The sequence below is a fragment of the Xenorhabdus griffiniae genome (genome assembly GCF_037265215.1).
In the GTDB taxonomy this organism is placed as follows: Bacteria; Pseudomonadota; Gammaproteobacteria; order Enterobacterales; family Enterobacteriaceae; genus Xenorhabdus; species Xenorhabdus griffiniae.
On sequence record NZ_CP147737.1, the window covers coordinates 1,996,206 to 2,012,760 of the forward strand.

The following is a 16,555-nucleotide window of genomic DNA, read 5'->3' on the forward strand; positions in this document are numbered from 1 at the left end:
ACTAATTAGCTGGATTCATCAATTTAATTTGATTTATGTGACATGGCTGCACGCTAGAATATGATTGGTTAACTAACTCTTTCATAAACGGATGCTTTATTTTTTAACTTTTGTTATAAAAAGAAGGGATTTGTGTATTTTTGATTATTTGTATAAAAAATATTGATATAAGTATGGTGATAGGGAGTTTGCCATTGACAACACGATATGAAACCTGATTTCTCCCCGCTTAGCGGGGAGATATAAGACGCATCTTGAAGTGAGATTGGTATACTCAACAAATTAAGTTGTGTAGCGTTTGCCAAAACGAGCTTTGTTGTGCTAGCTGACGCTGCTCTTCAAGCATATTTTCGAGTATTGCCAACGTGGTCAGAGGATTTGCCAGCACGACCCGCAAAACGGTTGTGGGCTGTCGATCCCATTGCACGGGTTTGAGACTGGTATGTGAGACAAAAGATTTTCCAGCGGACCACTGCACCGCTTGGATATTCTGGTTCAGTGCATTAATTGCTCCATGCAATTGCTGTTTCACCTGGCCTGAACTTTCCCGTAGTGCCTGTAATACCTTTGGCGGCACGTATCGGTAGGTCAACAGGCAAAGCTGTGGTTCACTGATCAACTCGAAATCTTCTTGCTGACGGATGAGATTGGCGAATTGTCGTGCTTTCTCGATACTTGCATCGATCAGGCCAGCCAATCTTTGGCGGCCAAGCAAGTGGAAGTTACTGTGTAACATCAGCGACATTGCACTGCGTGAACCTTCCAAAGTATGGCGCCCCAGATCCTTTGACCCCTTGCGTACAATATAATTAGCATGTTGGGCGATGGCGTTGGTCAGGGTAGGCTGACGGAACAACACCATACCTGCTCCCATAGGCACATACATTTGTTTATGTGCATCGATAGTGACGGTATCAGCACGTTCGATACCCGTAAATAAGTGCCGGTAGCGTTCGGACAACAAGCTCGCTCCGCCCCAGGCGGCATCGACATGAAAATGACACTGTTCCTGTTCAGCGATATCCGCCAGAAGATCCAGCGGGTCAATGGCACCGGTTTCTGTGGTGCCAGCTATTCCGACAATCGCCATAGGCTTGATATTGCGCTGGCGCAGCTTTTGCAATTGTGTGAGCAGAGCATCAATGCTGATCCGCCCCTCTCTGTCGGCATCCACTTTTATCAGGGCATCCTGCCCTAATCCAAGAATATCCACCGCTTTTTTCAGCGAATAGTGTCCGAGTTCCGATACCAAAATAGCTAAGCCACTATAGCCATAGTGCATCAGCCCCCTGGCTAATCCCTCACGTGCCAGACCAGCAAACTCCCCGTCGGCGGGCATAAGCTGGTTTCGGCACGCCCACATGGCGGTTAAATTAGCCACGGTTCCACCAGAACAAAAGGTCGCCAGCGCATGATCACTGCTGTGAAGCCACTGTTTATAGAAAGTTTCATCACCGTGATATACCAGCTTGTGCATCATACCCAGAACCTGCCGTTCCAGCGCAGTTAAAATATGCGATGTTTCCAGTTTGACCAGATTCTGATTCAGGGCTGTTACTATCTTGCCAAGAGCAGGCAAATGTTTAGGGAGAGCCGATGTCATGTGACCGACAAAGGCCGGTGATGATACAGGCACAACCTGATTGAGGATATTTTCGCTCAGATACTGGGTATATGCCCCAGCATCAACCGGAGACTCTGGGATAATCACGGAGGAGAACTGACTTTCAAGTTCCGTTAGTTCGCGTATGGGTTTGTTTAATTCGCGCAGACAATAAGCGACAGGGTCACTAGCAATTTCCGTTTCCAGTCCGGCTAGATCTTCGTCACCGACACCGGAAATAAACTGGTTGAGCAGTGCTTGCCATTCTTGCTCATCCAGACAGTGCGTGTTAAGCGTTTTTTTATCCGTTTCGTCGTGATCCAGGCTGTCAGGAAAATACAGCATAGTTTGCCTCTTTAGAGTCATTAATAATATCGGTCATGTTTTTCTCTCACTTCTGCCATAGGCGGGTTACCCATTGCCCGACATGGGGGGCGGATAGCAGGGTCATATGATTGCCGGGCACAACCATCGTATTGAGTTCTGCCACCAGAAGACGCCATTGGGTTTCGCGACTCCTCCTTTCATCCTTATCGCCTTCCTCAGCGTTAACCAGATGGACAAGTCCCTTATAACGGGCGCGAGGAATATAACGGGTGTTCAGGTTAGCTTGCATAACGCGAATAATCCCTTGCAACAGCGATATTGGTGTTTTGGCCGGGAAAAGGCCGGCCTTAACCAAGGCACTGTGCAGATGCTGGATCTGTTCATCCGCGGCCAGGTTAGCAAAATCTTGCCGGGCGAGCGGAAGCGGCTGATTTAATATCATATTATAGATATCGATTAACTCCATGATTGTCTCAATACGGTTGACTGACTTGAGAGCTTTTCCTTGCTGGTCAGGTTCATCGGTATCAATAAGAATAAGATCGGATACCTGTTCTCCTTCCGCTTGCAATTGCAAGGCGATTTCAAAGGCAATCCAGCCACCAAAAGAGTGGCCTAGCAGGTGATAGGGACCATAAGGTTGGAGTTGTCGGATTTTCTGGATATAAGCACGGGCTGCGCCTTCAACACTGCGGTAAGGGGAATGATGTTCAATCGTGAACCCACGTGCCTGTAAAGCGTATACCGGAAGTTGTGCTGGGAACGATAGGGCCAGTTCGAGCAGACTGGACGGGCTGGCGCCGGCACCCGGCAGGCAAAAGAGCGGTGATACGGATGGAGTGCCCTGCTGGATCATAACCAGTGGGTCGAAGGAAGGCATATCCGGTAAATTTTCAGTGATTGAATCCACGATTTGGTTGAGCAGAGGCGAATGCATTATGGAAAAATGCGTCCCGCCGATAGGGTGGAGCACCGAATCGTGGCCGACAATGCCATGCCAGCCGCGCCAACTGTCGCCGTTAACTAACTCTTCCGCCGTATAGAGGTGGACAGGTAAGGTGGATTTTTGCGCGATGTATCCCTGACCAAGCTGTGTAATCATCTCGGCGGTATAGAAACGCAGAAGAATATCTTCGCGCGTGATGCCCGCCGACAGCCATTGGCGTTCGATACAGTGATCAAGCACTTGCTCCAGATTACTGAGGCTGTGCAGCTCTGCTAACGCTTCCTCATCGCCAATCATTTTTTGAGTACGCAGTGCATTAATGATTAATTCTAGTCGCCTTGCTTCCTCGTCTACAGAGGGGGCATCACTGTCTTTATGGGTGTGATAATAGGAATCGATCATACCAAGAAACGCGACTGTCTCACCGTCACGGGTTAATTGTTGGGCTATTTCATAGGCAATCAACCCGCCAATCGACCAGCCCATCAGACGATAAGGTCCCTGGGGTTGGAGGCGACGAATGGCCTGAATATGGCAGGCGGCAAGAGCTTCAATCGATATTGGAGGGTGTGCCAATGTATGGATGCCAAGCGCCTGTAAGGCATAGACGGGAAGTTCAGGGGGGAGTAAGGCAGCCAGGGGAGAATACACCAGGGGATCGCCGGAAGTTTCGTGCACTAAGAATAAAGGGAGCAAGGAACCTGTCGGGCTGAGTGGGACAGGGTTTGCATCAAATGGAGATACAGGCATGACGAAGTGCTCCTTAGTAGCCAGGGCCAGATCACATAAGGTTGGATGGGCGAACAGGGTAGCCAGTGAAACCTGCATATTTTGTTCACGCATACGATTCAACAACTGTATAGCGAGCAGCGAGTGCCCGCCAAGCTCAAAGAAATGATTGTGACGACTGATTTTTTCCAGTCCTAACAAATCCTGCCAGATTTGGGCCAGAGCGGTTTCTGTCTTGCCGATAGGCGATTCATAGCCACGCACTGCGAAAGCGGACTGATCGGGAATAGGTAACGCCTGTCGGTCGAGTTTGCCGTTAGGGGTTAGCGGAAAAGTCGTTAACGAGACAAAGGCGCTGGGTAGCATATAGTCGGCAAGATATTGGGCAAGTTGCTGGCGCAGTGTGGTTGGCAGCAACTCAATTCCTTCCTGCGGCCGTAAATAGGCGACCAGCCGTTTTTGACCGGGCGTATCTTCACGAACAATCACCACCGCTTCGCGTACCCCGTCACATTGGCTGAGTCTGGCTTCGATTTCTTCCAGTTCAATGCGGAAGCCACGCAGCTTGATCTGAAAATCAGTGCGGCCGAGGTATTCAATATTGCCATCGGGCAGCCAGCGGCCGAGATCGCCGGTTTTGTACATGCGGGCGTCTGGCTCCGCAGAGAATGGATTAGTGAGAAAACGTTCGGCCGTCAGTTCAGGGCGATCCAAATAACCGCGAGCCACACCAGCGCCCGCGATATGGATTTCACCAGTAACACCGATGGGAACGGGTTGACTATGTGCATCCAGAATATAAATCTGGGTATTGGCAATCGGGCGGCCGATAGGAATAGAACGAGTTGCATCAATAAGAGCAGTCATTTCGTAGGTTGCAGCAAACGTCGTGGTTTCCGTTGGGCCATAGCCATTGATGAGATGTGCAGGTTGGGATTTAGCCAATTGCACCTGCTGTATCTTTCTGGGATCGAGCACATCGCCGCCAATAAGCAGGTAGCGCAATTGCCCTAACAGGGGCTTGAGGCTATCGAAATAGGCGTTGAACAAGCCCACTGTTAACCAAAGGGCGGTAACGTGCCCCTTAATTAGGGTAGCGCAGAAATGAGCCGGCTCGAGTAGCACAGATTGTGGAACGATGTACAGACATCCTCCATTGAGCAGGGCAGACCAGATTTCCCAGGTTGAGGCGTCAAAAGCGATATTGGCACAATGAGCGACACAGTCGTGCGCACCGATATCTGCGTAAGCATTATTAATCACCAGCCGATTGATACTGCGGTGCTCGACCATCACCCCTTTCGGCTGGCCGGTTGAGCCAGAAGTGTAGATCACATAGGCCAGATGGCGTGACGTGAGACCCAGTGTATGTGCTTGCGGGTTGTGGGTCGGTTGTGTTGCCAAACATGGATCTGGTGCATCAAGCAATACTTTGGGTATGGTGTTGTCCAGTCGGTTAACCTGAGTTGTTTGCGTTAGCAAGGCCACGGGTCTTGCATCCTCAAGCATATAGATCAGCCGTTCAGTCGGATAGTTTGGATCGATAGGGACGTAAGCCCCGCCAGCCTTAAGGATACCCAGTAAGCCGACGATTGTGTCTAAACTGCGTTCAGCACAAATCGCTACCCGATCATCCGGGCGCACACCCAGCGTGATCAAATAATGGGCCAGGCGATTGGCGCGGCGGTTGAGTTCACCATAGCTCAGTGTCTGGCCTTCATAGACAATAGCAAGAGTATCAGGATGCTGTTCTGCATGAGTTTCAAACAGTTGGTGGATCAGGGCATCTTGCGGAAAATCCGTTTGAGTGGCGTTGAAATTTATCAATAGCTGTTGCTGTTCTGATTCCGGCAGCATCGGCAAGACAGCAATGCGTTGTGTTTCATCTGCCACTATCGCCATCAGTATATTGGTTAAGTAACTGACCATACGCTCAACAGTTGCAGCATCGAACAGCGCGGTAGCATAGGACAAGGCGCCGGTTAAACCTGCTTCAGTTTCTGCCAGTGATAATGTCAAATCAAAATGAGTGGTGTGATACGTCTGTTCAAATGGTGTGAGCTGTAGTTCAGGCAAGATGAGAGTTTGGGCTGGCGTGTTATTTAAGGCCAGCATCACCTGGAAGAGCGGGCTGTGGCCCAGGCTACGTTCAGGTTGGAGGGCTTCTACCACCTGCTCGAAAGGCAGATCCTGATGGGCGTAGGCGGCCAGCGCCCGTTCGCGAACTTGTGCAAGCAGATCAGCCACACTGAGTTCATCATTGAATGTAACGCGCAAGGCTAGCGTATTGACGAAGAACCCTATCAACCCTTCAAGCTCATGATGCGGGCGGTTAGCGACTGGAGTACCAATAACGATATCATCTTGTCCACTGAGTCGGGCCAGCACGATACTCCAGGCACTCAATAGGGTCATAAACAGCGTGGTGTTATGGCGCTGTCCAAGCTCCTTTAGTGACGTCAATAAGGTGGTATCAAGCTGGAAAGAGATTTGGTCACCGATATAGGTTTGTATGGCTGGGCGTGGCCGATCGGTGGGTAACGTCAGTAAGGCCGGTGCGCCTTCAAGCTGAGTACACCAGAAATCACGTTGTGCAGCGAGGGTGGCTGCTTTTAACTGTCCATGTTGCCAGACCGCATAATCAGCATATTGAATGGATAGTGGTGGTAAAGGATCTTCATTGCCATCAAGTGCCGCACAGTAGAAAATCCCCAATTCTCGTACCAGCACGCCAATAGACCAACCGTCGGTAATAATATGGTGTTGTGTGAGTAGCAGCACGTGTTCCTTATCCGCCAGTTGCAGCAGTTGACCGCGGATCAGGGGGCCTTGAGCAAAATCGAAAGGCGTTTGGGCTTCAAGGGTCGCGAGTTCAGTCACCCGCTTGATATGCAAAGCGGGATCGAGCTGACGCAAGTCCTGACAGGACAGGGCAAAACCGATATCCGCCGGGGCGATTTGCTGGCTGGGTTGGCCTGCAATCAGCACAAAGCGGGTGCGCAAACTTTCATGCCGAGCCACCAGACGATCAAACGCCGTCATCAGGGCATGGCGATTGAGTGAACCGGACAAGCGTAGCGCTGCAGGGAGATGGTAGGCTTGACTCGCTGCCGGATCGAGCTGACCGAGGAACCATAACCGCTGTTGTGCAAAGGATAAAGGCAAGGGCTGGCTGCGATCAGCTGGGGAAATCACGGTTTGTGTGAGCGTGGCCGTTTCCGTTAACGTCTGGGCCTGCGCCAGCAGGACGGGTTGAGCAAACAGGGTTTGTAACGGTAATTCCCGCGCCAGTCGCTGACGGATACGGGCGACAAGCTGGACGGCAAGCAGGGAATGCCCGCCCAGCTCAAAGAAATGATCATGGCGGCCAACCCGTTCCAGCCCCAGCAAGTCCTGCCAGATTTTAGCCAGTGCGGTTTCTGTGTCACCGACTGGCGCTTCATAGCGGCGCGTTGCCACGGCTGACGCATCCGGTGCAGGCAGGGCCTGACGGTTAAGTTTGCCATTGGGCGTGAGTGGGAAAGTTTCCAGCATCACAAAAGCACTGGGTAACATATAGTCAGCCAGGTGTCGCGCGAGTTGCTGACGCAGTTCAGCCGGCATGAGTTTAGCGCCCGCCAGCGGCCGCAGATAGGCCACCAGCCGTTTCTCGCCAGGCTCATCTTCGCGGGCAATCACCACGGCTTCGCGCACCCCGTGACACTGCATCAGCTGTGTTTCGATTTCCCCCAGTTCAATGCGGAACCCCCGCAGTTTGACCTGAAAATCATTGCGGCCGAGGTATTCGATATTGCCATCGGGCAGCCAGCGGCCGAGGTCGCCGGTTTTGTACATGCGGTCATTGGGATTTGGGGAAAACGGGTCAACAAGGAAACGTTCAGCGGTCAGTTCCGGCCGGTTTCGATACCCACGGGCCACCCCAGCGCCGGCGATATAGATTTCTCCGGTCACGCCCAAAGGTACGGGCTGGCCGCTGCCATCAAGGATATAAATACGGTTGTTGGCAATCGGGCGACCGATGGGGGGCAGTGTTGGCCATGGTGCCATTGCCTTATCCAATGAATATGCCGTGACAACGTGGCTTTCTGTCGGGCCATAGTGATTATGTAACCGGCAATCAGCCCGTTGCAGGAAACGCGCAATGGCCGGTGTAATACGCAATTGCTCGCCGGCGGTGATGATATGTGCCAGACAGGAAAAATCCTCTTCACTGTCACTGGCGGCTTCAGCCAGATGCTGGAGCGCAATATAGGGCAGAAAAACGCGGCCAATCTGTTGTTGCTGAATCAGCCGGAGAAGCTGTTGCGGCGCCCGCCGTTGGGTTTCATTAACCAGAACCAGACAGCCGCCTTCACTCAGGGTGGTGAAGATTTCCTGAAAAGCGACATCAAATCCCAGTGCGGCAAATTGCAGGGTTTTGCCCGTGCCGGCGGGGTGTGAGTGCCATTGCAGTAAGTTTGACAAGGCGGCCAGCGGCATTTCTACGCCCTTGGGTAATCCGGTGGAGCCAGACGTGTAGATCACATAGGCCAGATGGTGGGGTGTCAGCCCCATATTCTGCGTGTCAGGATTGTCAGTCGGTTGTTCTGCGAGAGACATTGTCGGCGCATCAAGCAGCAGGGTGAGATAACCGGTGTCTGTACTGTTCAGGGTGTTAGCTAACGTGCTCTGGGTCAGCAGAACCACGGGCGCCGCATCGTTGAGCATATAGGTTAGCCGTTCAGTCGGGTAGGCCGGATCGAGCGGGACATAGGCGCCGCCAGCCTTAAGGATAGCCAGTAAACTGACCACCATATCCAGACTGCGCTCGACACAAATCGCCACGCGCTTGTCTGGACGGACGCCCCGCGCGATCAAATAATGGGCCAACTGATTAGCGCGACGGTTCAGTTCGCCATAACTCATCGTTTGTTCTTCAAATACCACGGCGGGCGCATTGGGCTGTTGCGCGGCCAGTGCTTCAAACGGGGGATGGATTAAGGTCTCTGGCGGGAAATCCATCTGTGTGGCATTGAAATCTGCCAGCAATTGTTGTTCCGATTTTGTCATTATCGGCAGAGTGGCAATGCTCTGTGTTTCATCAGTAACCATGGCCGCCAATATATTTTTCAGGTAATCAACCATCCGCTCAACTGTGGTTGAATCGAATAAATCAGCAGCATAGGTTATAGCGCCGGCTAAACCTGATTCGGTTTCAGTGAGTGATAATGTGATGTCAAAATAGGCACCATGGTGAGCCTGCTCAATTGAGGTGAGCTGCAAATCAGGTAATACCAGATTCTGGGCGGGTGTGTTATTCAAGGTCAGCATTACCTGAAAAATGGGACTGTAGCTTAAGTTACGTTCAGGCTGGAGTGCCTCCACCACCTGTTCGAAAGGCAGATCCTGATGAGCATAGGCGGCAAGTGCTCGTTCGCGAACTTGTGCGAGCAGCTCCGTGACATTGAGGCCAGCATTAAATGTGACACGTAAGGCCAGCGTATTGACAAAGAAACCTATCACGCCTTCAAGTTCATGGTGTGGGCGATTGGCGACTGGGGTGCCGATAACGATATCGTTCTGACCACTGAGTCGGGCCAATACGATACTCCAGGCACTCAATAGGGTCATAAACAAGGTGCAGTTATGGCGTTGTCCAAGTTCTTTAAGTGATACCAATAACGCGGCATCAAACTGGAAAGAGATCTGGTCACCCGCATAGGTTTGTATGGCTGGGCGCGGCCGATCGGTGGGTAGCGTCAGTAAGGCTGGCGCGTCTTTAAGCTGGGTACACCAGAAATCACGTTGTGTTTCCAGAGGCGTTTCTTTTAGCTGAGCATGTTGCCAAACCGCATAATCCGCATACTGGATGGGGAGGGGTGGTAACGGATTTTCTTCGCTCTCAAGCGCTGCACGGTAGAAAACACCCAGTTCTCGTACCAGCACACCAAGCGACCAGCCGTCAGTGATAATATGATGCAGGGTCAGCAGCAAGATATGCTCTTCGTCTGCCAGTTGCAGCAGTTGACCACGAATAAGTGGCCCTTGGACGAAATCAAAAGGTGTTTGGGATTCGCGTTCGATAAGCTCGGTAACACGGCGGGTATGCAAGGCCGGATCAAGCTGGCACAGGTTGTGGCAGGACAGCGTAAAACCGAGGTCAGCAGGTTCAATGTGTTGGTAGGGTTGTCCTTCAATCAATATAAAGCGAGTGCGCAGGCTTTCATGGCGGGCAACCAGACGGTCAAGGGCAATCACTAATGCATGACGATCCAGTGAACCGCTCAGGCGTAGTGCCGCAGGTAAATGGTAGGCTTGACTCGCCGCCGGATCGAGCTGAGCGAGGAACCATAAACGTTGTTGAGCAAAGGAGAGAGGCAGTGGCTGGCTGCGATCCGCAATGGGAATAACGGTATGAGTCGTTGTAGCCATGTTAGTTAACGTATGCGCTAATGTCATTAGAATCGATTGGTCAAAGAGCGTCTGTAACGGTAACTCCCGTGCCAGCACCTGACGGATACGCGCAACAAGTTGGACGGCAAGCAGAGAGTGTCCACCCAGCTCAAAGAAATGATCATGACGGCCAACCTGTTCCAGCCCCAGTAAGTCTCGCCAGATTTGTGCCAACGCAGTTTCTATTTCACCGACGGGGGCTTCATAGCTGCGCGTCACGACGGCAGCAGCATCCGGTACAGGGAGCGCCTGCCGGTTGAGTTTGCCGTTAGGCGTTAACGGAAAAGTCGCTAACGTGACGAAAGCACTCGGCAGCATATAGTCGGCAAGGTGTTGAGCGAGTTGCTGACGCAATTCAGCAGGCAGCAGTTCAGCACCATCCTGTGGACGTAGATAGGCAACCAACTGTTTTTGCCCTGCTTCATCTTCGCGGGCGATCACAACCGCTTCGCACACCCCATCACACTGCATCAGTTGTGCCTCGATTTCGCCCAATTCAATGCGAAAGCCCCGCAGCTTGACCTGAAAATCATTGCGGCCGAGGTATTCGATATTACCATCGGGCAGCCAGCGGCCGAGGTCACCGGTTTTATACATACGTGCGTCTGGCTTTGAAGAGAATGGATCGGCAAGAAAACGTTCGGTAGTCAGTTCCGGTTGGTTGAGATAACCGCGGGCCAGGCCGACGCCCGCGATATAGATTTCCCCTGTGACACCAAGGGGGACGAGTTGCCCGTGAGGATCCAGAATATAACTTTGGCTATTGGCGATGGGGCGGCCAATAACGGAAACTTCCGGTACACCTGCCTGAGCAGAATATTCATACCAGGTGGCATCACCATTGATTTCAGATGAACCATAAAAATTCAGGAGACGGAGCCAGGGGTAATCTGTCACTACCTGTCGGGCTAACTCAGGTGCAAGCCGTTCTCCACTGCAAATCAACGTCCTGACTGATTTGAGATGAATTCGATTATCATGATCCTGTATTAAAAGTTTCAATAGTGAAGGTACAACGACCAGATAGTTAACATTAAAACGCTGCAAACCTGCACTGAACTGGATGGGATCTTTCACTTCATGGTTATTGAAAACCACCAGTTTGCCCCCTGCCAACAGTACACCCAACGTTTCAGTGATTGAATCAACAAAGCTGATACTGGTTTTTAACGCCCCGATTAATGGCGGAATCGCGATGTCTCGGACGAACCACAAGAGCCGATTGCATAGGGCCAGATGACTACTCATGACTCCTTTGGGCAGGCCAGTGGAACCAGAAGTATAAACAACATAGGCCAGATGATGGGGAGTCAGGCCAGATATTTCTGGGTTGTGATCTGGCTGCATTTCCATGCTGTCATCTTGGATATCAAGCAAGAGGAGAGGAATAGCATCGGTTGACTTAGCACCTGTAAAAATATCAAGCCAGGCTAGTTGGGTCAGTACTGCTACCGGTGCTGAATCCTCAAGCATATAAGCCAGCCGTTCGGCTGGGTAAGCCGGATCAAGCGGCACATAAGCCCCTCCCGCTTTCAGGATAGCCAGTAAGCCGACCACCATCTCTGGGCTGCGTTCGACACACATGGCGACACGATCGTCTGGGCGTACACCCAACATGATTAAATGATGCGCCAGACGATTGGCACGGCGATTCAGCTCACCATAGCTGAGTGACTGCTCACCGTATACTACGGCGATATCAGCGGGGTGTTGTACTGCTTCGATTTCAAACAGTTGGTGGATCAGGATATCCTGCGGAAAATCGGCTTGTGTGGCATTGAAGTCTGTCAGCAGTTGTCGTTGCTCCAGAGCAGGCAGGATCGGCACGTGCAGAATGGGTTGCTGCGGATTATGGATAAGTGCATCAATAAGACCGCTGATAGCCGTGACCAGATAATGAGTTATACGTGCAGGGTCAATACTCGTCACAGTTTGAGCAGTTAAGTGGAAACCAACGCCCATATCATCTACCGATAGCGTGATTGGATAGTTGGTTCGCTCTTCCGCCGCCAGGATGCGGATACCCGCCCAGACCGAACTGGCTGTTTCCATCTCACCAGATTGACTGTGACGATAATTCAATAACGCACTGAACAGCGGCATCGGTTGGGGCACGCCACTGCATCGTTGTGCCAGCGATAACGGTGCCTGTTCATGTTCTAATAACCGAGTCAGATTGTGGTAGGTAGCCTGTACCACTTCTTGCACGCTAAATCCGGTCAGCGTAATCCGTATCGGCAGCGTGTTGATAAACATGCCTAATATTCGGTTGGCTCCTGTGATCCCTTGTAAACGTCCCAATAATACCGAGCCAAAGACCACATCGTGGTGGCCACTGGTTTGAGCCAACACTTGCGCCCACGCAACATGAAACAGGACGCCAGGACTGATGCCTAAACGGCGAGCCTGAGAACGAATCGCCTTTGCCAGAGTGGGATCAAGCGACAGGCTGTGTTCGTTGAGAGTCCGATTATCGCTTGCTACGCTGAGTACCCCGTAAGGCGCGGTTGGTTCAGTAATATCAGCCAGTTGGTCACGGAAATAGGATTCATGCTCTGCTACTGGCACACTTAATGTCCGGGCAATAAAGTTGCGATAAGGCAGAGCAGTAGGCAGCATGGCGGCATTTCCCTGCAACACGTGGGCAATCTCAGCGAAAATCAGCTCCAGTGTCATATGGTCACTGACCAGATGATGAAAACGCAAAGATAACAACCATTCGTCGTGTACGGGAGCATGGGCGATATCTGCGGCAAACAGCGGCGCACGGCTTAAATCGAGGCGATACTGGCGTGGATCTGTGTAGTTACGTAATTGTGATGGCATTGATTGGGATAAAACGTCGTCTTCTGTGGACGGGGTGAAGACATTGATATGCAGTGATGCCTGACGCCAAACCACCTGAACGGGCTGGGCCAGATCTTGCCAATAGGCGGCAGTTCGCAGAATGTCATGGCGATCGATAATGTGTTGCAGCGCGGCTAAAAAGGCATCAAGCCGTTCGCGGGTATCGAAAGCGAGCAGGCTTTGCAGCAGATAATCATCACCTTGTGTCTGTAATAAGTGCTGGAAAAGAATGCCTTCCTGTAACGGCGCCAGTGGATAGATATCCTGCACATTGGCGGCCCCTCCTGACACAGTCGCGACAATGGCATCAATCTCGTCCTGGGACAACGAAACCAGTGGCAGCATATCTGGCGTAATGGAAGTACAGCCTTCGGGGATAAGCTGGGGTGGCGTTTCAAAAGCGCAGGGATTGTCTTGAGATGTCAGAATGGTTTGCGCCAACTCACTTAAGATTGGGGTCGCAAACACACTGCGCACGTCAAGTCGCCAACCAAGGTTATGCAGTTGTTCAATCAGGTTGACGATCAGCAATGAGTGTCCGCCGAGTTCAAAAAAATGGTCATGACGACCGACTTGTTCCAGTCCCAGCAAATCTTGCCAGATCCGGGCTAAAGCCGTTTCTACCTCTCCGACCGGCGTTGCATAGCCGCGAGCGATCACCGCAGATGTATCGGGGACAGGCAGGGCCTGCCGGTCGAGCTTGCCATTAGCATTCAGCGGGAAGGTGTCCAATGTCACAAAAGCGCTGGGTAACATATATTCGGCCAGGTGTTGGGCGAGTTGCTGGCGTAATTCGGCCGGTATCAGTTCGGCACCCGCCAGCGGTCGCAGATAAGCCACCAGCCGTTTCTGCCCTGGCTCATCTTCACGGGCAATAACCACCGCTTCACGTACACCGTGACATTGCATCAGTTGTGCCTCGATTTCCCCTAATTCAATGCGGAATCCACGCAACTTGACCTGAAAATCATTGCGGCCGAGGTATTCGATATTGCCATCGGGCAGCCAACGGCCGAGGTCACCGGTTTTGTACATACGGGCGTTCGGTTCTGAAGCGAAGGGATCGCTTAAGAAGCGCTCGGCAGTGAGTTCAGGCCGATTCAGGTAACCGCGGGCCACACCGGCACCAGCGATATAAATTTCGCCGGTAACCCCAAGGGGAACAAGCTGTCTGGCCGCGTCAAGGATATAGATGCAGGTATTGGCGATGGGGCGACCAATATGAGAAACAACATTTGTCGTCCGATTCATGCGGATCCAGGTCGAATACGTTGTCGTCTCCGAAGGGCCATAGAGATTACAGATATCCTCTACACCAGAATAGGCAAACAGATGTTCGACAATATGGGGTTTCAGCGCTTCACCCGCCAGATTAATGGCTTTAACGGTGGGGGGAATGGCATTTGTCTCACTCAAATGCGCGATGGCCGACGGCACCGTATTAATCAGGCTGATCGCTTGTTCTGTAGCGGAAGATTTGGCAGCGATTAGCGACAGGGTATCAGCAACAATATGAACCGTACCGCCAGAAATCAGTGGCGCAAAACATTCGTACACGGACAAATCAAAATTAAACGAAGTCGCAAACAGAGTATGAGCCAATACTTCGGGGCGAAAAGTCCGTTGGGCCCAGATCAGGAAATTCACGGTATTGCGATGCGCAATGGCAACCCCTTTGGGTGATCCAGTCGAACCTGATGTGTAGATCACATAAGCCAAATGATTTGATGTTAAACCCAGTGCTTGAGCGTCGGGATTGGCTATCGATTGACTTAAGCGGTCTTGATTGTCATTGCTGAGTAGATTGTCGATAAAGACCGTAGGGGCGGAACTGGCCAATCTGTCGGTGAATTTTTTCTGCGTGATAACTACGACGGGAGTCGCATCCTCAAGCATATAGGCCAATCGGTTGGTTGGGTAAGCGGGATCGAGTGGGACATAAGCGCCCCCCGCTTTAAGAATAGCCAGTAACCCCACCACCATTTCTAAACTGCGTTCGACACAGATAGCGACTCGATCATCTGGATTTACCCCTAATGTAATCAAATGATAAGCCAGATGATTGGCATAGTGGTTCAATTCCCCATAGCTAAGAGACTGATCGCCACATACTACCGCGGTTGCATTGGGCGTTTGTGCAGTTTGCATTTCGACCAGTTGATGGATCAGGGCTTCTTGGGGGAAATCGGCTTGAGTGGCGTTGAATTCCACCAACAATTGGTGCCGCTCCGAGGCTGACAATATTGGCAGGCTGGCAATAGTCAGTTCGGTTTCGCTTGTCATTGCCACCAGTACCCGTTTCAAATAGCCGACCATCCGTTCTATCGTCGAGGAATCAAACAGATCAACGGCATATTCCAGCTCGCCGAACAAACCAGATTCGGTTTCGGTCAGCGATAAGGTCATATCGAAGTGGGTACTGTGGCGTGCTTGTTCAATTTGGCTGAGTTGCAAGCCAGGCAACGTCAGGGTCTTGGCGGGCGTATTGTTTAGAGCCAACATCACCTGAAAGATCGGGCTGTAACTTAGGCTACGTTCAGGCTGAAGTGCTTCCACGACCTGTTCAAATGGAAGATCCTGATGGGCGTAGGCGGCAAGTGCCCGTTCCCGCACTTGGTCAAGCAGAGCCGTTACATTAAGGTCATCATTGAGAGTGACACGCAAGGCCAGCGTATTGACAAAGAAACCAACCAGCCCTTCAAGCTCACGGTGTGGGCGGTTAGCGACTGGCGTGCCGATGACGATATCATCCTGTCCACTGAGTCGGGCGAGTACAATACTCCAGGCTGCCAGTATAGTCATAAACAGAGTCGTGTGATGCCGTTGTCCAAATGACTTAAGTGATGCCAGCAAGGTCGCATCAAACTGAACAGGCACCTGTTTACCTGCATAAGTGGGTACGGAAGGACGTGGCCGATCGGTGGGTAATGTCAGCAAGGCTGGGGCGCCCTTAAGTTGCGTACACCAAAAATCGCGTTGTTTAGCAAGGGCAGTGCTTTGTAACCACTCACGTTGCCAGACGGCGTAGTCAACATACTGAATGGGGAGTAGCGGCAGCGGATCATCCTGGTTGTCAAGAGCCGCACGATAGAGTGCGCCTAGTTCGTGCACCAGTATTCCGATAGACCAGCCGTCAGAGATGATGTGATGCTGGGTCAGCAATAACACATGTTCTTCATCCGTGAGTTGTAGCAATTGGCCGCGGATCAGCGGGCCTTGGGTTAGGTCAAAAGGTGCCTGTGTTGCAAGGGCGGTCAGTTCGGCGAGACGGCTAGCCCGCGTTTTGGTGTCTAATCGACGTAGATCATGGCAGGACAGGGCAAAACCGCTGTCAGCCGGATCGATATGCTGACAAGGTTGTCCTTCGTTCAGAACAAAGCGGGTACGCAGACTTTCATGACGGGCAACCAGATGATTGAGTGCGTTAGTCAGGGAGTCACGGTTAAGTTGACCTGTCAGGCGCAGCGCTATTGGAAGATGATAGGCCAGACTGGCGGCAGGATCGAGTTGGTTAAGGAACCACAGCCGCTGTTGGGCGAAGGACAATGGCAGAGGACGCGCACGGACGGCTTGTTTGATGGGTGGCCGCTTCTGATGATGCTTGTTATGTTGTAATTGTTCTTTAATTTTCTTTTGTAAAACAGCACGTTTCAGATTATCGCGGTTCATGT

The 16,555-nt window shown here is 51.7% G+C and carries 2 protein-coding genes; both read right to left on the bottom strand.

The window, feature by feature from the left end; genetic code table 11:
* Positions 1-274 precede the first annotated feature (274 nt).
* Positions 275-1,948: a pyridoxal-dependent aspartate 1-decarboxylase PanP gene (gene panP / locus WDV75_RS08835; RefSeq protein ID WP_273571742.1), complete on the bottom strand. Its 1,674-nt coding sequence runs from the start codon at positions 1,946-1,948 to the stop codon at positions 275-277.
* 46 nt (positions 1,949-1,994) lie between these two features.
* Entirely contained in the window at positions 1,995-16,553 is a 14,559-nt protein-coding gene (locus WDV75_RS08840; RefSeq protein ID WP_338861063.1) for an amino acid adenylation domain-containing protein, read from the bottom strand.
* Positions 16,554-16,555 lie beyond the last annotated feature (2 nt).

What these genes read in the sequence shown, in the direction of transcription:
- WDV75_RS08840 (WP_338861063.1), bottom strand. Translation starts at nt 16,553, where the DNA reads ATGAACCGCGATAATCTGAAACGTGCTGTTTTACAAAAGAAAATTAAA.
- panP (WP_273571742.1), bottom strand. Translation starts at nt 1,948, where the DNA reads ATGCTGTATTTTCCTGACAGCCTGGATCACGACGAAACGGATAAAAAA.